Source organism: Albidovulum litorale, assembly GCF_025751495.1.
Classification (GTDB): Bacteria; Pseudomonadota; Alphaproteobacteria; order Rhodobacterales; family Rhodobacteraceae; genus Albidovulum; species Albidovulum litorale.
Genome location: NZ_JAOWKZ010000005.1, coordinates 145,953 through 166,962, shown reverse-complemented (window position 1 = coordinate 166,962; position 21,010 = coordinate 145,953). Strand labels below are relative to the sequence as shown.

The following is a 21,010-nucleotide window of genomic DNA, read 5'->3' as shown; positions in this document are numbered from 1 at the left end:
CGCCCGCCCACCGCCCAGTCTGCGCCCAAAGGGAGACGCGGATGGAACGGGAAATCAGCTACCGGACGGGCGTCGGGCTCGTGCTTTTCGCGGCCGTGCTCTGGTCGCTCATGGGGCTCGCGATCCGCATGCTGGGCGATGCAGGAACGTGGCAGGTGCTCTTTTACCGGTCGCTCGGCATGGCCCCGGTCCTGTTTTTGACGGTCACGATCCGGTCGGGCGGCCATCCTATTGCGCGGATCCGAACGGCAGGCCTGCCCGGCGTCATCGGCGGTACGGGGCTCGTCTTCGCCTTCGCGGGCGCGATCTATGCCATTCAGGCCACCACGGTTGCCAATGCCGTCTTCCTCTTCGCCGCAGCACCCCTCTTCACCGCCATCATGGCCTGGCTCGTGCTGAAGGAACCGGTCCGCCGTGCCACCTGGGGCGCCATCGCACTCGCCGGGATCGGCATGTTCGTGATGGTGCGCGAGGGGCTCGCCATCGGCGCAGGCTGGGGCAACCTTGCGGCCATCGCTTCGGCTGCTGGGTTTTCGGCCTTCACCATTGCGCTCCGCTGGGGACGGGTCGCCAATATGCTGCCCTCGGTCCTGATCGGCGGGGTCCTGTCGGTGATCGTCGCGGGTGCCGTGATCGCCGCGCGCGGTGAAAGCTTCGCCCTGCCCCCCCGCTCCATCGCCATCGCGATGCTGATGGGGGCCGCCCTTTTGGCTTTCGGCCTGTCGATCTACACCGTCGGCAGCCGGGTGGTCGGGGCGGCCGAGCTTGGTCTTCTGGCCATGGTCGAAGTGATGCTGGCCCCGGTCTGGGTCTGGCTGATCCTCGCCGAAAGCGCGAGCACCGGAACCTTCGTCGGCGGAGCCATCCTGCTTGCCGCCATCGCTTTCAATGCCGCCACCGGCATGCGCCACAGACCGCCTGCACTTACAACCTAGAACCGACCCAGCTCACTATCCGCGTCACGCGGTGGCAGCCCCGATCACCGTCGAAATCGCCCGCCCGAGCGCATCCAGCGCATCCGAAAGCTCCGCTTCCGAGGCGATGAACGGCGGCGCGAGGAGGACGTGATCGCCATGCTTGCCATCGCGCGTCCCCGGCATCGGGTAACAGATCAGTCCCTCTGCAAAGGCGGCCTTTTTCAGTTTCCCGGCGACCCCCAGCTTTGGATCGAAGGGTGTCTTGGTGTCGCGGTCGGCGACGAATTCCAGCCCCCAGAACATGCCGCGTCCGCGGATATCGCCGACATGCGGATGCTGGGCGAACCGCGCGCGGAGCTGTTCGCCAAGGTACATTCCCCGTTCACGCGCCTGCGCCACCAATCCCCGGTCGAGAAGCTCCCGCACCACCGCCAGACCCGCGGCCGCGGCGACCGGATGGCCGATATAGGTATGACCGTGCTGGAAGAACCCCGTACCGCCCGCGATCGTGTCGTAAACACCGGAAGAACACAGCATGGCCCCGATCGGCTGATACCCGGCGCCCAGCCCCTTGGCGATGCAGAGGATATCGGGGGCAATGCCCTCGGCCTCGCAGGCGAACAGATGGCCGGTCCGCCCCATCCCGCACATGACCTCGTCGAGGATCAGGAGAACCCCGTATTTGTCGCAGATCTCGCGGATGCGCGTGAAATAACCGGGCGCGGGCGGCACGGCACCCATGGTTGCGCCCACGACCGGCTCGGCCATGAACGCCATGACCGTATCCGGTCCCAGCCGCAGGATTTCTTTCTCCAATTCCTGCGCGGCCCGATACCCGTAGTCTTCCGGCGTCTCATCCTCTGCCCGCTCGACATATTCGTAACAGGGCGCGATGTGGCTTACCTCGATCAGTAGCGGCGCGAATTGCTGGCGCCGCCATTCGTTACCGCCTGCGGCCAGCGCGCCAAGCGTGTTGCCGTGATAGCTTTGCCGCCGCGCGATCAGGTGGCGGCGCTGCGGCTCGCCCCGCTCGACGAAGTACTGGCGCGCCAGCTTGATCGCAGCTTCGGTCGCCTCGGACCCGCCCGAAACGAAATAAACCCGGTCAAGATCGCCCGGCGCATTCGCGATCAGAAGATCGGCAAGCTCTTCGGCGGGCTCGGAGGTGAAGAAGCCCGTATGGGCAAAGGCGAGCTGGTCGACCTGGTCCTTGATCGCCTGCTTCACCCGCTCGTTCGAATGACCGAGGCAGGACACCGCAGCGCCCCCCGATCCGTCAAAATAGCGCTTTCCGCTTGCGTCGATCAAAAAGCATCCGTCACCGCCGGTCGCGGTAGGAAAGGTGCCGTGGCAATGGCGGGGGAAAACGTGGCTCATACCGTGTTCCTTTCGGTCTGTTGGCCAAGAGATGCGATCAGTGCGGCAACGGATGCGGCATTCGACGCATGGGGCGTTCCTGTTGCATCCGTCAGGCTGTTTTCGAAACCGACCCGAAGATCACCGCCAAGCGCATGCGCCGCGCGTAGGCATTCATGCTCCCGCGCACCGAAGGCGCACAGCATCCAGCGGTGCCCGGTCGACAGTTGCGCGTGAAACGGGGGAAGATCGGCCGGGTTGGACACCTGCCCGGCGCTGTAGCGCCCAAGGACGAGGATGACGCTCGTCTGGTCCGGTCGCACGATGCCCTTCGACGTCCACTCGGTTAGCAGGCGGATATCGTCGGTATCGTAGAGGATATGCTGGATCTCCGTCCCGGCAGCCGCGCAGGTGCCATAGACCCTGTCGGCGAGTTCCGGCTCCCGCGCGACCTCGCGGATCGAAAGGCTGACCCATTCGGGGTGCAATGCGGTAAGGGTCGCGAGCTGATCCCCGACGGAGAAGATCCCCGCCGATTCCGTCGTTACCTGAACACGCATCGTCGGCACTGTCCGGGCGAGCTCTGCCAAAGTTTCGCGGTATCGGCCCGGATCGAGCGAATGGACGCCCTGATCGTCGCGGATATGCAGGTGCAGGGCCGCCGCCCCGGCGGCATGGCAGGCGCGGGCAGTCTCAACGATATCGGGAAGCGTGACCGGCAGTGCCGGATGGTCCGCCGGTGTCCGCCGCGCACCCGTCGGGGCCACCATGATGAAAGCCGGTGCCATAACCCTACCCCTTCATTCTCAAGCCGTCCGGATCGAAAACCGGACCATTGACCACACGAGCAGCAAAGTTCTGCCCCGCGATGTCGATCAGGACCTCTGTTCCATCGGCAAGCGGGTCTCGGATATGCGCAAGCGCGACAGGTTTCCCAACCCGGTATCCGAACGCGCAGGAACTGGTCTGACCGATTATAACACCGCCCAGAAGAACCGGCTCGTGACCAAGCGCCACAGCGTCCCCATCGTCCAGCACCAGCGACACGATCTTGGATTTCACCCCCTGTTTGCGGCGGTCCGCCAGCGCATCGAAGCCGATGAATCCGCCCGACTTTCGTGTCGCGAAGTCAAGCCCGGCCTCGATCGGCGAGACATCGCTGTCAAGCTCATGGCCCATCGCACGAAAGCCTTTCTCGACCCGCATGGATGTTTGCGCGTAAAGACCCGCCGGTACGGCACCCGCCGCCACCAAAGCCGCGTAGATGATCGCGGCGTTTTCCGCCTTGCAGGTGATCTCCCACCCCGCCTCGCCGACATAGGACATCCGGGCCGCGCGCACATGTTTGCCCGCGATATGGCCGGGGCCGACCTTGAAATACCCCAGATCGTTCAGTTCAGGCGCGCCACATTGCGAAACGATCCGCGCCGCATCGGGACCCATGAGCGAGAGGACGGCGTAGTCTTCGGTGCTGTCGGCAAGGTCTACGTCGAACCCCTCGGCATGGCGCCGGAACCAGGCGAGGTCACGCTTGATGGAAGCGGCACCGGTGAACAGGCGATAGTGGTCTGCCGCGATCCGCTGCGCGGTGATATCAGCCTCGAACGTGCCGCGGCCGTTCAGAACGGCGGAATAGATCACCGATCCCGGCGCGCGGTTCATGTGCCCCGCGCAGGTCTTCATCAGGAAGGCCTCGGCATCCGGCCCGGTGACCTCGATCTTGCCGAAAGGCGAGGCGTCAAAGATCGCGGCCCCTTCATGCGCGGCGCGCACCTCGGCGGCGACGTTCCCGAACCAGTCCGGTCGTCCGAAAGTCAGGCGCGGCTCTGCTGTCTTGTTGAAATACAGGGGCCGCTCCCAGCCGAAGAATTGCCCGAAATGCGCCCCGGCGCGGCGGTACTCGGCATCGAGCGGCAGTTTGCGCAGATCGCGGGCGGTCTTTAGCTGCTTGCCCGGATAGGCGATGTCGTAATGTGTTCCAAGGATCTCGGGCGCCCGCGCCATCAGATGCTCGAACGAGTTGAAAACCGGCGCGAAGCGTTTGGCATCAGCTTCGGTCAGGTCATAGGCGGTGTGACCATGCACGATGGAATGCGCGAGGTTCATGCCCGCGCCGCCGCCCGAGGCAAGCCCGACCGAATTCATGCCGCAACCGAAGAAAAGCCCCCGCGTCTCGGCAGCCTCGCCCAGCATGAAGGTGCCGTCTGGCGTGAAGCTTTCCGGCCCGTTCAGGAGCATCTTCACCTCGGCCGTCTCAAGCGCCGGCAACCGGTGCAGCGCATTGAGCATCATCGGCTCGAAATGGTCCCAATCCTCGGGCAACAGGCCGAACTGGAAACTTTCGTCGAGGATGCCGGGGGCGATGGGCTTGCCCATCGGTTCAAAGCAGCCAACGAGCAGGCCGCCGCTGTCATCGCGAATGTAAAGGTGGCTGTCATGGTCCGACAGGGTCGGCATGTTGCCGGTGATCCCGTCGATGGGTTTGGTCAGCAGGTAGAAATGCTCGCAGGCCAGAAGCGGCGCCTCGGCCCCGGCCATCGCCGCCACCTCGCGTGACCAGAGCCCGGCGCAGATCGCGATGGCGTCGCACATGATCACGCCCCGGCTGGTCTCCACCCCGCGCACATGGCCGCGTTCGGTCAGGATGCCGGTCACCCCGGTATCCTCAAAGATCGCCGCGCCGAGACCGCGGGCGGCCTTGACCAAAGCCGCGCAGACATCGGACGGGCTGACACGCCCATCCTGCGGCGACCAGACCGCACCGAGCACGTCATCGGCATTCATAAGCGGCCAGCGTTCCTTCGCCTCACCCGCACTGACCGGACGCACCTCGATCCCGAAGGCACGTGCCAGTGCCTCCTGCCGCCTGATATGGGTCAGGCGATCAGGCGTCGTGGCGATCGACAGCGATCCCTTCTGGATCCAGCCGACGCTCTGGCCCGTCTCCTTTTCCAACTGGCTGTAGAGGTCGACCGAATACTGGATCATCCGCGTCAGGTTGCGCGAGTGGCGCAACGCACGGACCTGTGCTGCGGAATGCCAGGTGGTGCCCGATGTAAGCTTGTTGCGTTCCAGCAGGATTGCATCACCCACCCCCATCTTGGCCAGATGGTAGAGCGTCGAACACCCCATGATGCCGCCGCCGATCACGACGACCGAGGCGTGGGCTGGTAGAGGCTTGGACATGGTGCTTCCCGTCACATGGGCTGGCCGCAATCAATCGGCCACCCAAGCATTTGAGAAATCACATTGCTGGTCAATGTCGACAAAAAATAACATATGATATTATCTACCGGTCAGGAAAACGGGCACGAATCGGATGGACCCAACGCTAAGAACCAGAACGATTTCAAGGCTTAAGGAGATCGCGCCGACGCTCTCGCCGCGCCTGAAAACGGTCGCGAAATACATTCTCGATAATCCGGCCGAGTTCGGCTTGGACTCGATCCGCGAGACGGCACGGAAATCGGGCGTCAGCACATTCACACTTGTCCGGATGGCGCATCAGATGGGGTTCGCAGGCTATGACGATATGCGCGAACCGTTCCGTCATGCGCTGGTATCATCGACTGAGGATGTGGACGGCCGGGAATGGGTCGACGAGCTTCGGGACAGCGGCCCTGCGGGCGTAGCCCATGCCACCGCGACCCTGAACTCTCTGGCCGTGGTTCAAAGGTCGTTGCAGCGCCAGTCGACGGAAAAACTGGAACGGGTCGCTGACCTTATGCTGCAGGCGCGGACAGTCTACGTGACTGCAATGCGCGCCAGCTACGGGCTTGCGTTCCACTTTCATTACATCGCCAGAATGGCGTTGAAATCCATACAATTAGCCCCAAGCCACGTCGGCAGCGCGATTGATGAACTGAGCGATGCGGGACCGGGCGATGTCGTGCTCGCGGTGACCTTTACGCCCTACTCGCGGGAAACGATCGAGGCAGCGATGTTCGCCAAGTCGCGCGGCGCGACCGTGGTGTTCGTCACCGATTCCGAAGTGGTCGCCCCGCATTTCAAACCAGACATCTCACTTCTGGTTTCAACCAACAGCACACACCATTTCGCGTGCAATTCAGGGGCCATGGCGGTTCTGGAAATACTGCTGGCGATGATCTTTCAGGGCGGCGACCAGACGACCGAAACACGAATCAGGAAATACGAGGATTTGCGGGTCGCGCATAACGCCTACTGGGTCGCGCAAAAAAAACATTAGTTTTCAGATGACAAGAGGCGATCAGGTACGCGACCCTCAAACATATAACGTGTGACCAACCACGACCTTACTCAACTCGGAGGACCTCATGACATTGAACAAGCTATTGTTCGGTATGGCCGCTGCTGCCGCAGTTTCGTTTGCTGCGGGGGCGTCAGCCCAGGAACAGCGCTTCATCACGATCGGGACCGGCGGTGTTACCGGCGTCTACTATCCGACAGGGGGCGCCATCTGCCGTCTGGTCAACAAGGACCGCAAGGAACACGGCATCCGCTGCTCGGTCGAATCCACGGGCGGCTCCGTCTACAACGCCCGCACGATCCGTCAGGGCGAACTTGATTTCGGCGTGGTCCAGTCCGACGTTCAGACAGCTTCGATCGCCGGTTCAGGTGCTTTCGAGGAAGATGGCCCCTACCCGGACCTTCGCTCGCTCTTCTCGGTTCATCCCGAACCACTGCACGTCATGGCGCGGGCTGATTCCGGGATCAACACGACCGCGGACTTCAAGGGCAAGAAGATCAACATCGCCAACCCCGGCTCGGGGACGCGGGTTCTGGCCGAAACGCTTCTGCATTACGAAGGGATCAACACGTCCGACTTCGGGCTCACGGCTGAGCTGAAGTCGTCGGAGCAGTCCGCCGCACTTTGCGACGGCAATATCGACGCGACGATCTGGGCAGCGGGTCTGCCAAATGGCTCCAGCCAGGAAGCGACATCGACCTGTGACGTGAAGATCATTCCGCTCACGGGACCGGGTATAGACAAGCTTCTGGCCGAAAACCCGGCCTATGCGGCGGCGACCATTCCAGGCGGCATGTATCCCGGCAATGCCGACGACATACCGTCCTGGGGTCCGAAGGCAACCATTGTGACGTCGGCGAACGTGCCCGACGACGTGGTCTATGCCGTGGTCAAAGCGATCTTCGAAAACTTTGAGGACTTCAAGCAGTTGCATCCGGCCTTCGGAATGCTGGTCGAGTCCGAAATGATCAAGGACGGCCTGACCGCTCCGCTGCATCCGGGCGCCGAAAAGTACTACAAGGAACGCGGCTGGATGTAAGCCCGCCAAACAAGTGACGACGACCACAACCCCGCATGGCGGGGTTGTGGCACATGATACCAGTATGGGACGGGGAGAGTGGAAATGACCGACAAGGCAACCGCAACCAGTGAACTGGAAGACCTCGTCGCACAGGCGGATTCCGGCGGACGCAATCCCGACCAGCTTTATGCCCGCCGCCTGCTCTGGTGGACGCCGCTGATCTGGTCGCTGTTCCAGCTCTGGATCGCCTCGCCCCTGCCCTTCCTTCTGGGCGTCGGTCTCTGGAACGACACCCAGACCCGCGCCATTCACCTCGGCTTTGCGGTCCTGCTTGCCTATCTTCTTTTCCCCGCCTTCAAGTCCAGTCCACGCAACCATATTCCGGTCCTTACCTGGATCACGGCAATCGTTGCGGCGGCCGCGGCCTCCTACCAGTGGTGGGACTATTCCGGCGTCGCCGCGCGCACCGGCATCCCCAATACCACCGACCTTGTCATGGCCGGCATCGGCATCGTCCTGCTGATGGAGGCCGCGCGCCGGTCGCTCGGCTTCCCGCTGATGGGTGTCGCGCTCTTCTTCCTCGCCTATGTCTTCTTCGGATCATGGGACGGGCTGCCCGAGGTCGTGCGCTGGAAAGGCGCGTCGTTCGAAAAGGCGATGAGCCACCTGATGCTGACGACCGAGGGCGTCTATGGCGTGGCGCTCGGCGTGTCGTCGGGCTTCGTCTTCCTCTTCGTTCTGTTCGGCGCGCTTTTGAACAAGGCGGGTGCCGGCAACTACTTCCTGCAACTCGCCTTTGCAGCACTTGGCCATCTGCGCGGCGGACCGGCAAAGGCCGCCGTCATCGCCTCGGCGGCGACGGGCCTGATCTCCGGCTCCTCCATCGCCAACGTGGTAACGACCGGCACCTTCACCATCCCGCTGATGAAGAAAGTCGGTTTCCCAGCCACCAAGGCGGGCGCGGTTGAGGTTTCGTCTTCCGTCAACGGCGTGCTGACGCCGCCCGTCATGGGTGCGGTCGCGTTCCTGATGACAGAATATGTCGGCGTCTCCTATGTCGAGGTCGTCAAGACCGCCATCGTCCCGGCGGCGATTTCCTACATCGCGCTCATCTACATCGTCCATCTTGAGGCGCTGAAGATGAAGCTGCCCGGCACCAGCAAGATGCACCCCGTTAAGTTCATGCTGGGCGCGGTGTTCATGATCGCGATCTCGATCATCATCGCCGGGGGGACGCTCTGGCTCTGCGGATTCATCGTCCGCGTCCTGAACACCGCGCTTGGCGATCCGTCGCTCTGGGTCATTCTTGCCCTGATCGCGGTGTCCTATGTGGCGGCCCTTGCCTATGCCGCACGCCAGCCGGATCTGGAGATGAGCCTTGAATCGATGGAGCATCTGCCGCCGACCAAGGAGATCTTCAAGACCGGCATTCACTACATCATGCCGATCCTGCTTCTGATGTATCTCCTGATGATCGAGCGGAAATCGCCCGGCGCTTCTGCCTTCTGGTCGGCGATCTTCATGCTGGTGATCCTCGCGACGCAGCACCCGATCAAGGCCTTCTTCCGCAAGAACGCCGACATGATGGACGAAACGAAAAGGGGCTTCACCGAAATCGCCGAAGGGCTCATCGACGGCGCGCGCAACATGGTCGGTCTCGCGGCCGCCATGGGTGTCGCGGGCATCATCGTGGGCGCCGTCACACTGACCGGGATCGGTCAGGTCATGGCGGAATTCGTCGAATTCCTGTCCGGTGGCAACCTGATGGCGATGCTGTTCTTCGTCGCGCTCATCTCGATCATCCTCGGCATGGGCCTGCCGACGACGGCCAACTATATCGTCGTCTCGTCGCTGATGGCCGGTGTTGTGGTCGAGCTTGGCGCGCAATCGGGGCTGATCGTACCGCTGATCGCGGTGCATATGTTCGTCTTCTATTTCGGCATCATGGCCGATGTGACACCGCCCGTTGGCCTTGCGAGCTTCGCGGCCGCCGCGATTTCCGGGGCGGATCCGTTGAAGACCGGCTTCCAGGCTTTCTTCTACTCGATCCGCACGGCGCTTCTGCCGTTCCTCTTCGTCTTCAACACCGACCTTCTGCTGATCAATGTCGGTCCAGCCCATGCCGTGGTGATCTTCATCGTGGCGACAATCGCGATGCTGCTCTTTGCTGCGGCAACGATGAACTATTTCATCGTGCCATCGAAGCTGTGGGAAAGCGCGATTTTGCTGCTCGTTGCCCTCATGCTCTTCCGGCCGGGCTTCTTCATGGATCAGATCACCCCGAAATTCGAGGCGCGTCCCGGCATCGAACTTTTCGAGCGGGCGGAACAGGCAGGTGACGACGCATCGATACGCGTCCGAGTGATAGGAGAGGATCTCTATGGCGATCCTGTCGATGCCCGATACCTGCTGCCTCTCGGGGCGGCCGGTGCCGATGGCCCGACCCGCCTCATGGATGCGGCCGGGATCGAGTTCCGCGAGGAAGACGGCAAGATCTTTGTCGACAACCTGAATTTCGGCGGAACGGCTGAACAGCTTGGCATCGACTTCGACTGGGAGGTTGCCGAACTGGAAGTCTCGGCCAACCGGATGCGCAAGGAGATCTTCTACATCCCGGCATTCATCCTCCTCGCCGGTGTCGCGTTCATGCAGCGCCGGCGAAAGCTCGCGCTGGAAGCCGAAGGAGTTGCGGCATGACCAATACAGTTCTGGTTGCGATCGACCTTTCTCATCCCGAGCATCATGCAGACATTCTGACCCGGGCGCAGAAACTGGCCGGTATGGACGGTGCCTCGCTGGCTGTGGTGACCGTCATTCCTGATTTCGGGATGAGCATCGTGGGCACCTATTTCAGCGAAGACGCAGAAAAGCGCGCGCTGAAAGAGGCGGCGACATCGCTTCATGCCGCGATATCGGGATGCCTCGGTGCGCCAGAGGACAAGAACATCACCCATATCGTCCGGCACGGCACGGCCTATCAGGAAATTCTTGCCACCGCCGACGAGGTGGGCGCCAGCCTCATCGTGATTGGCGCGCATCGTCCGGATTTCCGCGACTATTTTCTGGGTCCCAACGCCGCCCGGGTGGTGCGCCACGCCAAATGTTCGGTCTATGTGATCAGAAGCTGACGACGGCTTCGCCGGGATAGATCCAGTCCTGCTTTTCCGGCTCGCTCAACGGCGCGCCCAGCGCTGGTCAGGCTGTTGCGCCGGTGTCGCGACCGGGCAGGGCGACCGACCCTCTCATGCAGACATTGGCGGCCAGTTCCTCGCTCGGTACGGACCGACCGTGATCGACCATCTCGATCAGCGCCCGTGCCGCCCGCCGCCCCATCTCCCGGTGCGGCACATGCACGGTGGTCAGCGCCGGATCGACGAGACTGGCCAGTTCAATATCGTCGAACCCCGTGATCGACACATCGCGCGGTACGTCAAGACCAAGCTCGCGCGCTTTCTTCATTGCGCCGACAGCCAGAACGTCGTTGCCGCACATGACCACAGTCGGCGGCTGTTGCGATGTCATCAGCGCCTCAAAGGCCTCCGCGCCGGTCTCGATTGCATAGGTGGTTTCGATCACGGTAACCGCATCCTCACCGAGCCCGGCCAGTGCAACCGCATCGCGAATTCCGGCCAGCCGCAACCGCGCGCGGTCGTTGCCGCGCGTGATCGCCGAGATGACGCCGATGCGGCGATGCCCCATCCCGATGACGGTATCGGCAAGGGCCTGCATGGACCGGCGGTTGTCGAAACCGACCGAAGGCAGCAACGCACCCGGGTCGAAACTCCATGCGACCAGAACCGGGATGTTCTGCGCCTGCAGGTAGGCCAGTATGGCCGGGTCGCGGTCATGTCCGATCAACAGCAGACCGTCGGCACCCCGTGCGACAAGGGCGCGGATCTGTTCCTCTTCGATGTCTGACCGGTAGGACGAGCTTGCCACCAGAAGCGTGAAACCGCTTTCCCTCAAACCCTCCTGAAAGGCCTGCAACCCCCGCGCAAAGACCGCGTTCTCCATGGTCGGAATGATGGCGCCAATCGTGTTGGTGCGTCGTGCCGCCATGACACGGGCGCCGAAATTCGGCGTGTATCCAAGCTCTTGCACGGCTTTCATCACCCGCTCACGCGTGCTGTCGATGACGCGTTCGGGCGTGTTCAGGCACCGTGACACCGTCGCCGTGGAAACGCCTGCCGCCTGCGCAACATCGTTCAATGTGGGGGCGGAACGCGGAATGGTCATGACTTGCCCGACAGATGCGACGATGGGTGCCGTTGTTTCATGTTCAAAAAGTAATCTGCCCGCACAGCCAATGTAAAGGCTTGCATTTACGTGATGTAAGCGCTTACATTATACGCAGAATCATTCCGACAGGAGTCTCAGCTCATGTTTCTCGTCGCCTCGCTCGTCATGTTCGCGGTTTTTACCGCCAACGTCGCGCTGGGGGCAGCGACCGGAAATACCTTCCTGAGCGATGTCGGGGAAATGCTGGTTCTGTTCGCCGCGTCGGTGCTGTTCGTCGCGGCCATTCTGAAACGGGAAGCCGCGCAGAAAGACAAAGCCGGCGGCTGACAGTCCAACGGGAGGACGAGATTTGGATAAAGACCGCAAGGAAGTGGAATCGGCCGAACGCCGCAATTTCCTGAAACTCACGGCAAGCGGAAGCTTTACCGCCGCCGTGGTCGCCGGGGCCGGGGGAACGCTCTGGTCATCCGAAGCAGTGGCCCAGACAGCCAACGAGGAGAAAGAGCGCGAGGCGGCGGCCGAGCACATCATGACGCTGGCGACCGCTTATGTGCTGACGGCAGACCGCAGCTATCCGATCATGCAGCTCGATCTCAAAGAGAACATCCAGAACGCCACCGACGGCAAGGTCTATGTCAAACTCGCGCCGGGTGGCCAGTTGGGCGCCGGTGGCGCGCTGGCGCAGGGCGTTCAAACCGGCACGATCCAGTGCGCGCAGCACTCGCTGTCGAACTTCGCACCGTTCGCCAGCGTGGTCGACCTGATCAACCTGCCCTATTTCTGCGGATCCAACCAAAGGTTCGAGAACCTCATTTCCTCTGAGGCATGGCAGTCTGAGGTCAATCCAAAGGTCGAAGCGTCAGGCTTCAAGGCCCTGTTCTACGTCAACATCGATCCGCGCGTTGTCGCAATGCGCAAGGGCGGGGCCGGTCCGGTCCTGTCGCCGTCCGACCTGTCGGGCGTCAAGTTCCGGGTGCCGGGGTCCGAAATGCTGCAGCAATACTACCGGATGGTCGGCGCCAACCCGACTCCGGTCGCCTGGGGTGAAACACCGTCGGCGATCAAGCAGGGTGTCGCCGATGCGCTCGACCCATCTGTAGGCGCACTCTACGTCTTCGGCTTCAAGGACATCCTGAGCCACGTCACCTTCACCCAGGCGGTGCCGGACAGCCAGATCTACTCGATGAACCTCGAATGGTTCAACGGGCTGCCGGGCGACGTGCAGGAAGGCATCATGTTTGCGGGCTCTATCACCCGCCAGCAGAACCTCGCCAAGGTGCCGGCAGCGCGCAACTACGCGATGTCGGAACTGCGCAAGGCCGGGGTCGAATTCCATACGCTCTCGCAAGATCAGCTTGCCGAGTGGCAGGAGGCCGGCGGCTACCAGCGGCCCGAATGGGACAAGTTCAAGACTGATCTGGCGGGGTCGATGGATGCCTTCGCAAAGCTCGAAGAGGCGGCGAACACCCAGGGGCGCTTCTACGTCCACGACGCCTGATCCGGGAAAGAATACCGGGCCGGCGCGACACGCGCCGGCTCTTTCCAGGCCAATATCCAAGAGATAGCGACCGTGACGAAACGCCGGTGCCCCTGAGGCTGCTGGCGAGGGGAGGAGTACATGCCGCGCATTCTTGATGCCCTGAACCGCAATGCGGAGCGATGGGCGCTCCTCGTGTTCTACGTGATGCTTGTGATCACGATGTTCATCGAGGTGCTCCGGCGCGAGATCCTGTCCTATTCCTCGATCTGGGGCGAGGAAATCGTGCGCTATTCCTTCATCTACCTCGCCTGGATCGGCGCGGCCTCGGCGGTGCGCGAACGCGGCCATATCCGGATCGACGTGATCCTTCAGTATGTCGGGCGCAGGGTGAAGGCGCTTCTCTACATCTTCGGCGACATCGTGATGTTCGCTGTCGCGCTGGTCGCGCTTTACTGGTCGTTCGAGACGGTCATCGTTTCCGCGAAATTCGGATCGGTGACGCACGGGCTTCGCATCAGCCAGGTCTGGTTCCTGTCGGCGGTGCCGATCGGATTTGCACTGGTCTGCTTCCGCCTCGTCCAGTCGTTCCTTCGCGACCTATCCGACCTTCGTCACGGGCGTTCCGTGTACGAGGGCGACAAACTGTTCGATTGAGGGCCAGCCGATGCTTTGGAACCAGATTCAGGAACAGACCATCGAGCTTGGATGGGACTTCTACGGTCCAGTCCTCCTCTTCATCCTGCTCGTGGCGCTTGCCGTGCCTGTCTGGGCGGCGATCGGCGCGTCGGCCATCCTCATGCTGCTCATTTCGGGCGCGCTGCCTCTGTCGCTCGTCGGCGAGAGTCTTTTTCACGGGATCGACCATTTTGCGCTGACAGCGGTGCCGCTTTTCATCCTGACCGGCGATGTGCTGGTCCGGACGGGGCTCAGCCGCAAATTCCTCGATGTGGCCGAGGCGCTGACGCAGTTCGCAAAGGGCGGTTTTGGCTCGGCCACAGTGCTCGTCTGCGGCATGTTCGCTGCGATTTCCGGCTCGGACGCGGCGGGTGCCGCTGCTGTCGGACGAATGACCATCGACCGGCTCGTCGAATCCGGCTACCCGAGGCCCTATGCCTGCGCGCTCGTCGCTGCCGGCGCCTGTACGGGCATCCTCATCCCGCCGTCGATTGCCTACATCATCATCGGACTCGTTCTGGGCATCTCGGCATCGACCCTGTTCCTCGCCGCCCTGATCCCCGGCCTCGCGATTCTGGTCTCGATCCTCGCAACCAACATCATCATGAACAGGCTCTACGGCTGGGAGGGTGGCGGCAACATGGCCTTCTCGGAATGGGCCAGCCGACTTGGAACCTCGCTCAAGTCGGGTTGGTACGCTTTCATAGTTCCCGGGATCATCTTCTACGGGATCTTCTCGGGCCGCCTGACGCCCACCGAAGCCGGCGCGACGGCAGTCGTCGTTACCATCATAATGGGCTTCATCCTCGGCACGCTGAAGCTTTCAGACTTCCCGGCGATGCTGGTGAGCTCTGCCAAGGTGAACGGTGTCATCCTGCCGATCATCGCCTTCTCACTGCCGCTCGCGCAGGCGCTCGCAATCTTGGGCGTGCCGCAGGGCTTCGTCACTGCCGCGACCTCGGTCAGCGATGAGCCCTGGGTGCTGATCCTGATGATGGTGGGAATCCTGATCGCAGCGGGCTGCGTGATGGAGACAACTCCGAACATCGTGATCCTTGCGCCGATCCTGAAGCCCTTGGCCGACAACATCGGCATGAACGAGATTCAGTTCTGCATCATGATGATCACGGCGCTCGGTGTCGGCTTCATCACGCCGCCGCTCGGGCTCAACCTCTTCGTCGTCTCGGGCCTCACCGGCGAGTCGATCCTCAAGATCGCATGGCGCGCCGTGCCCTTCGTCATCTTCATGCTGATCGTCACGCTCTTCATCGCCTACCTGCCGGTGATTTCAACGACGCTTCTGCCCGATATCTACAAGTAGGACCCTTCGCATGCCCCGTGAATATCTCAAGAAAGCCAGCCTGACCTCCAAGTCGGACGCCTCGGAAACCAAGAAGATCGTGCGTGCGATCCTCGACGATATCGAGGCGGGCGGCGATGCAAAGGCGCTGGAATATGCTGCCAAGTTCGACAAGTACGACGGTTCGATCATCTTGACACCGGAAGAGATCGAGGCAGCCTGCGCGCTGGTGCCGGAGAAACTCAAGCGTGACATCCAGTTCAGCCACGACAACGTGCGCCGCTTCGCCGAGCAGCAGAAATCCACGGTCGCCAATATCGAATACGAGGTCGTGCCGGGCCTGATCGCCGGGCAGAAGGCGATCCCGGTCGACGCGGCGGGGTGCTATGTACCCGGCGGGCGCTACAGCCATATCGCGAGCGCCATCATGACGGTCACCACGGCCAAGGTCGCGGGCTGCAATCACATCACCGCCTGTTCGCCCCCCCGTCCGGGTGTCGGCATCGCCCCCGCCATCGTCTATGCCGCCCATCTTTGCGGTGCGGACAAGATCATGGCCATGGGCGGGGTTCAGGGCGTCGCGGCGATGACTTTCGGCCTTTTCGGTCTGCCCAAGGCCAAGATCCTTGTCGGTCCCGGCAACCAGTTCGTGGCCGAGGCCAAGCGCATGCTCTTTGGCCGGGTCGGCATCGACATGATCGCGGGCCCGACCGACAGTCTGATCCTCGCCGACAAGACGGCCGATGCGCATATCGTGGCGACCGACCTCGTGAGTCAGGCCGAGCACGGCTACAACTCGCCCGTCTGGCTCGTTACCGACGACCGCGCGCTGGCCGAGAGGGTCATGGAACTGGTCCCGACCTATATCGACGACCTGCCCGATGTGAACCGCGAAAACGCGACCGCCGCCTGGCGCGACTATGCCGAGGTGATCCTCTGTGCCGATCGCGAGGAAATGGCCGCCACCTCGGACGATTATGCACCCGAGCATCTGACGGTGCAGGCCGAAGATCTCGACTGGTGGCTGGATCGACTGAGCTGCTACGGGTCGCTCTTCCTCGGTGAAGAAACGACAGTGTCCTACGGCGACAAGGCGGCGGGCACCAACCATGTGCTGCCGACCTCGGGCGCCGCCTCCTATACCGGCGGGCTCAGCGTCCACAAATACATGAAGATCGTCACATGGCAGCGGGCAACCCGCGAAGGCTCGAAACCCGTAGCCGAGGCCACCGCCCGCATCGCGCGGCTCGAAGGGATGGAGGGTCACGCCCGCGCCGCCGATGTCCGTCTGGCGAAGTATTTCCCCGACGAAGAGTTCGACCTGACCGCCAATGGCTGAGCCTCATTCCTCCTCGCTGTTCGATCTTAGGGGCAAGGTCGCCTGTGTCACCGGGGCCAGTTCGGGCCTCGGTCGCCGCGCGGCCGTCGTCCTCGGGGCGGCGGGTGCAAAGGTGGTGGGCGTCGCCCGACGCGCCGACGTGCTGGCGGACTGGCAGGCCGAGGCAGCGGGCGACACCGCCGCCGTACAGGCGGACCTCTCCGACCGCTCGGCGCTGGCCGGGATCGCGCGTGACGTGGCGGGACCATTCGGCCCGCCCGATATCGTCATCCATGCGGCGGGGATCAACACAAGGCAGACCGCAGACGAGGTGACGCCCGAAGGCTGGGACGTGACGCTGAACCTCAACCTCGCGGCACCCTTCTTCCTCAGTCAGGCGCTGGTGCCCGCGATGAAGCAGAAGGGCTGGGGGCGCATCGTCACATTCGCCTCGCTGCAGACGACGCGGGCCTTTACCGGCGGGCTGGCCTATGGCGCATCGAAGGGCGGGATCGCCCAGCTGACCCGCGCCATGGCCGAAGCCTGGTCGCGCCATGGCATCACCGCAAACGCCATCGGCCCCGGCTTTTTCCGCACCGAACTGACCGCCCCGGTCTTTGCCGATCCCGAACGTGCCGCGCGCAACGCCGCACAGACCTGCATCGGCCGGAATGGCGAGCCGGAGGATATCGACGGCCCGCTTTTGTTCCTCAGTTCGGAAGCCTCGGCCTATGTGACCGGGCAGGTCCTCATGGTCGACGGAGGGTTCACCGCGAAATGAAAGCGCTCGTCTACGAAGCCCCCGAAACACTCGCCTACCGCGACATGCCCGACCCCACGCCCGGCCCGGACGAAGAGCTGATCCGGATCGAGGCGGTCGGCATCTGCGGCTCGGACATGCATGCCTATCTCGGCCATGACGAACGGCGGCCCGCGCCCCTGATCCTTGGCCACGAAGCGTCCGGCGTGATCACCGGCGGGCCGCGCGATGGCGAACGTGTGACGATCAATCCGCTCGTGACCTGCGGCACCTGCCCGGCCTGTCAGGCGGGGCGCGACAACCTCTGCGCCAGCCGTCAGATCATCTCGATGCCGCCGCGCGAAGGCGCCTTTGCCGAGTGGGTGGCAATGCCTGCCCGCAATCTGGTCACGGTTCCGGATGATGTGTCCTTTGCCAAGGCGGCTTTGGCCGAGCCAATCGGCTGTGGCTGGCATGCCGTCCGGCTTGGTCGCGCGGCTTTGGGCGATGCGGCGGCATCGGCACGGGCTTTGGTACTGGGGGGCGGTGCGATTGGCCTCGGCGGCGCGCTCAGCCTTTCCGCGCAGGGTATCACGGATGTCACGGTGGTCGAACCCAACCCGACCCGCCGGACCTATCTGCGCGAGCGCTGCGGCCAGAATGCCATCGCTCCGGATCAGCTTGGCGCGGGCGATCTGTTCGACATCGTCCTTGACGGTGTGGGCTTCGCCGCGACACGCGCAACCGCGTCCAGACATACCCGCCCCGGTGGCGTGATCCTCCATATCGGACTGGGCGAGAATACCGGCGGGCTGGATATCCGGCGCATGACGTTGCAGGAGATCACCTTCATCGGCACCTATACCTACACCGCTGAAGATTTCCGCCAGACCGCCGCCGCGATCTTCGACGGCCGACTGGGTCCGCTCGACTGGCTCGACCAAAGGCCACTCAGCGACGGAGCGGTGAGTTTCAGCGAGATCCGGTCAGGCAAGTCCCCCGCGCCGAAAATCATACTGACACCCGGTGCCTGACAGCACCGTTGTCCCAAGACACAAGGAGAGGCCGTTGTATAAAAAGATCCTGATCCCCATGGCGCTTGATCACGGCATCGGCATTTCCGCGATCGGCGTCGCCCGCCAACTTCTTGACGAGGGTGGAGAGATGGTTGCGCTCCATGTGTACGAAGCGCCCCAGGGTTCTGTGCGGACCTATCTCGACGACGAGACGGTCAACTCGGCCTTTAAGGCCGCCCGCGCCCGGCTGGAACAGCGGGTCGCCGACCAAAAAGATGTGACCCCGGTTATTCTTGCCGGCCATACCGGTCGCACGATCGCTGACTATGCGGATGAAATCGGCGCTGATTGTATCGTGATCGGATCGCATAAGCCCGGTCTGAAGGACTATTTTCTGGGATCAACGGCGGCGCGGGTCGTCCGCCACGCGTCCTGCTCCGTTCATGTCTTGCGCTGAAGCCTGCCGCGCGGCCAACTCGTAGCAGGCCGCGTTGCGCCCCCACCAATCAGGAGACCGAAACCCGTGTCCATCCACTCCCGCATCGTAAACGACCTTGTCGCGAACGGCATATCGTTCGTGACAACGGTCCCGTGCAAACAGCTCGCCGGCGTGATCGACGAGGTCGACCGGCGGCCCGAGATCATGCATGTGCCCTCAAACAAGGAAGACGAGGGCATGGGCCTTTGCGCGGGCGCCTTCATGGGCGGCAAAAAGCCTGCGATCATCATGCAGAACACCGCCATCGGCGTGACGATCAACACGCTGGCAACACTGACCCAGTTCTACCGGATGCCGCTGCCGATGCTGATTTCCTACCGCGGCGAATTGCGCGAACCTGTCGCCTGTCAGGTGGAAATGGCGGTCCATACCAAGGCGCTTCTGGCGCAGCTCAACATCCCGACCTACCACTTCCACTGGCAGAAGGATGTCGAGGAACTCGACAACATCCTGAAATACACATTCATGTCCAACAAGCCGGTCGCGATCCTGACCGATGCCAATTTCTGGGGAGGCTACGGCGACCAATGATCCGCTCTGAAATCCTGCGCGAAATCGCCCCGGTCATCCGCGATCACCTCGTCGTCTGCAATATCGGCATCCCGAGCCAGGAACTGCACGCGATCGACGATCAGCCGACGAATTTCTACATGCTCGGCACGATGGGGCTGGCCTCGTCCATCGGACTTGGCCTTGCGCTGGCACAGCCGAAGAAGGTGATCGCCATCGACGGCGACGGCTCGGTCCTGACCAATCTCGGCACGCTGCCGACCATCGCCAACAATCCGGCTGACAACTACATCCTGCTGATCATTGACAACGGTTCCTACGGTTCGACCGGCGACCAGCCGACCTATGCGGGCAAGAAGACGTCGCTGACGGCTGTGGCCAAAGCCTGCGGCTGCGACAACGTCATCGAATGCCGGGCGGAGGACACCAAGAAGGTATTGGAAGAGGCGCTGGCAGGCGACCGCATGACCGTGATCGTCAGCAAATGCGAAAGCGGCAATGCCAAGATGCCGGTGATCACGCTGGACCCGGTCGTCATCCGCCACCGTTTCATGGAGGCGGTGAAAGCCTGAACCATGTCTGCCGCCCGGAACATCCATTCCAGCGGCGATGCCCGCCGCCTCGCGCAGCGTCGCCTGCCGTGGATGGTCTTCGACTATATCGACGGCGCGGCGGGCAACGAGACCGGCGCGGCGCGGCAACGGGCGGCGCTCGACGCGATCTGTCTGCGGCCGCGCATCCTCTGCGATGTCAGCGAACGGTCGCTGACATCGACGCTTTTCGGCAAGAAGACCGGCCGCCCCTTCGGCATCGCACCGATGGGCATGTGCAATCTTTCAGGCCCCGGCGCCGACCTGATGCTGGCCCGGCTTGCCGCGCGCCACGCGGTGCCGCTTGGCGTCTCAACCGTCGCCTCGACCCCGATGGAACGGCTGATCGAGGTGGCCGAAGGGAATGCATGGTTCCAGCTTTATTTCAGCGGTGACGGGTCGGGGACCTTCCGGCTGGTCGAACGCGCACAGGCGGCGGGATATGAAACACTGGTCCTGACCGTCGACGTGCCCGAGGTCGGCCGCCGCCCGCGTGAGTTGCGCCACGGCTTTACCATGCCGTTCCGGATCGGGCCGCGCCAGTTCGTCGATTTCGCGCTGCACCCGCGCTGGTCGCTCACCACGCTTTTCGCCGGACGCCCTCAGATGGCGAATTTCGCGATGGAGGGTTTCACCTTCGACCGCACTGAAAGCCGGGCAAAGGCTGACTGGTCCACACTGAAACGGTTGCGCGACCTCTGGCCGGGCCGGCTGGTCGTGAAAGGCGTGCTCGATCCTGAGGACGCGATGCAGCTGAAATCGGCGGGGGCCGATGCGATCCAGGTCTCCAGCCACGGCGCGCGACAACTGGAAAGCGCACCCGCGCCAATCCACGCATTGACCGAAATCCGGGCCGCGCTCGGCGAGGCATTCCCGCTTTATTACGACAGCGGCATCCGGTCGGGGGAAGATGTGCTGAAAGCTTGCACCTCGGGCGCGGATTTCGTCTTTCTCGGCCGCATCCTGCAATTCGCCATCGCCGCCGCAGGCGAGGAAGGCCTGCATTGCCTTTGGGATGTAATCAGCGACGAACTCAGCATCGCGATGGCGCAGACCGGCATTACCGGTCTGTCGGCTTCGGAACTGGCCGGAGCGACCACGCCCGGCGCGCAAAACTGACGG

Annotated in this window: 20 protein-coding genes; 16 read left to right on the top strand and 4 right to left on the bottom strand. The window is 63.0% G+C overall.

All coding sequences use genetic code 11. The features are described 5' to 3' along the window. The first annotated feature begins 41 nt into the window (after positions 1 to 41). Positions 42 to 935 carry a DMT family transporter gene (locus OEZ71_RS18685; protein WP_263741597.1) on the top strand — a complete coding sequence of 298 codons (894 nt, stop codon included), beginning with the start codon at positions 42 to 44 and terminating at the stop codon, positions 933 to 935. A gap of 24 nt (positions 936 to 959) precedes the next feature. Here the strand turns inward: OEZ71_RS18685 and OEZ71_RS18680 are convergent, their stop codons facing one another. From OEZ71_RS18680 to OEZ71_RS18670, 3 genes are read right to left on the bottom strand one after another with little or no spacing between them, the layout of a single operon-like run. Then, complete coding sequence (locus tag OEZ71_RS18680; RefSeq protein WP_263741596.1) at positions 960 to 2,294, bottom strand: aspartate aminotransferase family protein; 1,335 nt, start codon at positions 2,292 to 2,294, stop codon at positions 960 to 962. After that, the gene (locus OEZ71_RS18675; RefSeq protein WP_263741595.1) at positions 2,291 to 3,061 is read right to left on the bottom strand and encodes a beta-keto acid cleavage family enzyme; all 771 of its coding nucleotides are present in this window, start codon (positions 3,059 to 3,061) and stop codon (positions 2,291 to 2,293) included. Before OEZ71_RS18675 ends, OEZ71_RS18680 begins: the two co-directional genes overlap by 4 nt. Positions 3,062 to 3,065: 4 nt before the next feature. Continuing rightward, positions 3,066 to 5,459, bottom strand: coding sequence for a GcvT family protein (locus OEZ71_RS18670; RefSeq protein WP_263741594.1), 2,394 nt, complete (start codon positions 5,457 to 5,459; stop codon positions 3,066 to 3,068). Positions 5,460 to 5,592: 133 nt separating this feature from the next. Here OEZ71_RS18670 and OEZ71_RS18665 point away from each other — a divergent pair, with 133 nt between their 5' ends. The 4 genes from OEZ71_RS18665 (at position 5,593) to OEZ71_RS18650 (ending at position 10,650) form a co-directional block, all read left to right on the top strand. Then, entirely contained in the window at positions 5,593 to 6,480 is an 888-nt protein-coding gene (locus OEZ71_RS18665; RefSeq protein ID WP_263741593.1) for a MurR/RpiR family transcriptional regulator, read from the top strand. Between the two features lie 88 nt (positions 6,481 to 6,568). Next, a complete protein-coding gene (locus OEZ71_RS18660; protein ID WP_263741592.1) occupies positions 6,569 to 7,540 on the top strand; it encodes a TAXI family TRAP transporter solute-binding subunit in 972 nt (323 codons plus the stop codon). Between the two features lie 84 nt (positions 7,541 to 7,624). Further along, a complete protein-coding gene (locus OEZ71_RS18655; protein WP_263741591.1) occupies positions 7,625 to 10,219 on the top strand; it encodes a TRAP transporter permease in 2,595 nt (864 codons plus the stop codon). After that, positions 10,216 to 10,650, top strand: coding sequence for a universal stress protein (locus OEZ71_RS18650; RefSeq protein ID WP_263741590.1), 435 nt, complete (start codon positions 10,216 to 10,218; stop codon positions 10,648 to 10,650). Before OEZ71_RS18655 ends, OEZ71_RS18650 begins: the two co-directional genes overlap by 4 nt. A 67-nt stretch (positions 10,651 to 10,717) precedes the next feature. Here the strand turns inward: OEZ71_RS18650 and OEZ71_RS18645 are convergent, their stop codons facing one another. Further along, positions 10,718 to 11,758 carry a LacI family DNA-binding transcriptional regulator gene (locus OEZ71_RS18645; protein ID WP_263741589.1) on the bottom strand — a complete coding sequence of 347 codons (1,041 nt, stop codon included), beginning with the start codon at positions 11,756 to 11,758 and terminating at the stop codon, positions 10,718 to 10,720. 144 nt (positions 11,759 to 11,902) lie between these two features. On the opposite strand from OEZ71_RS18645, the gene OEZ71_RS18640 reads away from it, so the two are divergent. From OEZ71_RS18640 to OEZ71_RS18590, 11 genes are all read left to right on the top strand, one after another. After that, positions 11,903 to 12,088 (top strand): hypothetical protein, encoded by a 186-nt coding sequence (locus OEZ71_RS18640; RefSeq protein WP_263741588.1) that lies wholly within the window; start codon positions 11,903 to 11,905, stop codon positions 12,086 to 12,088. A gap of 22 nt (positions 12,089 to 12,110) precedes the next feature. Beyond that, complete coding sequence (locus OEZ71_RS18635) at positions 12,111 to 13,259, top strand: TRAP transporter substrate-binding protein (protein ID WP_263741587.1); 1,149 nt, start codon at positions 12,111 to 12,113, stop codon at positions 13,257 to 13,259. A gap of 120 nt (positions 13,260 to 13,379) precedes the next feature. Next, positions 13,380 to 13,895: a TRAP transporter small permease gene (locus tag OEZ71_RS18630; RefSeq protein WP_263741586.1), complete on the top strand. Its 516-nt coding sequence runs from the start codon at positions 13,380 to 13,382 to the stop codon at positions 13,893 to 13,895. A 10-nt stretch (positions 13,896 to 13,905) separates the two neighbouring features. Beyond that, positions 13,906 to 15,237, top strand: coding sequence for a TRAP transporter large permease (locus tag OEZ71_RS18625; RefSeq protein ID WP_263741585.1), 1,332 nt, complete (start codon positions 13,906 to 13,908; stop codon positions 15,235 to 15,237). A gap of 10 nt (positions 15,238 to 15,247) precedes the next feature. After that, the gene (gene hisD / locus OEZ71_RS18620; RefSeq protein ID WP_263741584.1) at positions 15,248 to 16,555 is read left to right on the top strand and encodes a histidinol dehydrogenase; all 1,308 of its coding nucleotides are present in this window, start codon (positions 15,248 to 15,250) and stop codon (positions 16,553 to 16,555) included. Next, positions 16,548 to 17,315: an SDR family NAD(P)-dependent oxidoreductase gene (locus OEZ71_RS18615; RefSeq protein ID WP_263741583.1), complete on the top strand. Its 768-nt coding sequence runs from the start codon at positions 16,548 to 16,550 to the stop codon at positions 17,313 to 17,315. Before hisD ends, OEZ71_RS18615 begins: the two co-directional genes overlap by 8 nt. Beyond that, positions 17,312 to 18,307, top strand: coding sequence for a zinc-dependent alcohol dehydrogenase (locus tag OEZ71_RS18610; RefSeq protein WP_263741582.1), 996 nt, complete (start codon positions 17,312 to 17,314; stop codon positions 18,305 to 18,307). The genes OEZ71_RS18615 and OEZ71_RS18610 overlap by 4 nt, the downstream gene beginning before the upstream one ends. 34 nt (positions 18,308 to 18,341) lie before the next feature. Then, positions 18,342 to 18,746 (top strand): universal stress protein, encoded by a 405-nt coding sequence (locus OEZ71_RS18605; protein WP_263741581.1) that lies wholly within the window; start codon positions 18,342 to 18,344, stop codon positions 18,744 to 18,746. A gap of 66 nt (positions 18,747 to 18,812) precedes the next feature. Further along, positions 18,813 to 19,319 (top strand): sulfopyruvate decarboxylase subunit alpha, encoded by a 507-nt coding sequence (gene comD, locus OEZ71_RS18600; RefSeq protein ID WP_263741580.1) that lies wholly within the window; start codon positions 18,813 to 18,815, stop codon positions 19,317 to 19,319. Beyond that, on the top strand, positions 19,316 to 19,870 hold the full coding sequence (gene comE, locus OEZ71_RS18595) for a sulfopyruvate decarboxylase subunit beta (protein ID WP_263741579.1): 555 nt from the start codon (positions 19,316 to 19,318) through the stop codon (positions 19,868 to 19,870). The genes comD and comE overlap by 4 nt, the downstream gene beginning before the upstream one ends. Before the next feature lie 3 nt (positions 19,871 to 19,873). Beyond that, positions 19,874 to 21,007: an alpha-hydroxy acid oxidase gene (locus tag OEZ71_RS18590; protein WP_263741578.1), complete on the top strand. Its 1,134-nt coding sequence runs from the start codon at positions 19,874 to 19,876 to the stop codon at positions 21,005 to 21,007. The last annotated feature ends 3 nt before the right edge of the window (positions 21,008 to 21,010 follow it).

Coding starts and splice junctions, on each gene's coding strand:
- OEZ71_RS18685 (WP_263741597.1), top strand. CDS start 42: ATGGAACGGGAAATCAGCTACCGGACGGGCGTCGGGCTCGTGCTTTTC.
- OEZ71_RS18680 (WP_263741596.1), bottom strand. CDS start 2,294: ATGAGCCACGTTTTCCCCCGCCATTGCCACGGCACCTTTCCTACCGCG.
- OEZ71_RS18675 (WP_263741595.1), bottom strand. CDS start 3,061: ATGGCACCGGCTTTCATCATGGTGGCCCCGACGGGTGCGCGGCGGACA.
- OEZ71_RS18670 (WP_263741594.1), bottom strand. CDS start 5,459: ATGTCCAAGCCTCTACCAGCCCACGCCTCGGTCGTCGTGATCGGCGGC.
- OEZ71_RS18665 (WP_263741593.1), top strand. CDS start 5,593: ATGGACCCAACGCTAAGAACCAGAACGATTTCAAGGCTTAAGGAGATC.
- OEZ71_RS18660 (WP_263741592.1), top strand. CDS start 6,569: ATGACATTGAACAAGCTATTGTTCGGTATGGCCGCTGCTGCCGCAGTT.
- OEZ71_RS18655 (WP_263741591.1), top strand. CDS start 7,625: ATGACCGACAAGGCAACCGCAACCAGTGAACTGGAAGACCTCGTCGCA.
- OEZ71_RS18650 (WP_263741590.1), top strand. CDS start 10,216: ATGACCAATACAGTTCTGGTTGCGATCGACCTTTCTCATCCCGAGCAT.
- OEZ71_RS18645 (WP_263741589.1), bottom strand. CDS start 11,758: ATGACCATTCCGCGTTCCGCCCCCACATTGAACGATGTTGCGCAGGCG.
- OEZ71_RS18640 (WP_263741588.1), top strand. CDS start 11,903: ATGTTTCTCGTCGCCTCGCTCGTCATGTTCGCGGTTTTTACCGCCAAC.
- OEZ71_RS18630 (WP_263741586.1), top strand. CDS start 13,380: ATGCCGCGCATTCTTGATGCCCTGAACCGCAATGCGGAGCGATGGGCG.
- OEZ71_RS18625 (WP_263741585.1), top strand. CDS start 13,906: ATGCTTTGGAACCAGATTCAGGAACAGACCATCGAGCTTGGATGGGAC.
- hisD (WP_263741584.1), top strand. CDS start 15,248: ATGCCCCGTGAATATCTCAAGAAAGCCAGCCTGACCTCCAAGTCGGAC.
- OEZ71_RS18615 (WP_263741583.1), top strand. CDS start 16,548: ATGGCTGAGCCTCATTCCTCCTCGCTGTTCGATCTTAGGGGCAAGGTC.
- OEZ71_RS18610 (WP_263741582.1), top strand. CDS start 17,312: ATGAAAGCGCTCGTCTACGAAGCCCCCGAAACACTCGCCTACCGCGAC.
- comE (WP_263741579.1), top strand. CDS start 19,316: ATGATCCGCTCTGAAATCCTGCGCGAAATCGCCCCGGTCATCCGCGAT.
- OEZ71_RS18590 (WP_263741578.1), top strand. CDS start 19,874: ATGTCTGCCGCCCGGAACATCCATTCCAGCGGCGATGCCCGCCGCCTC.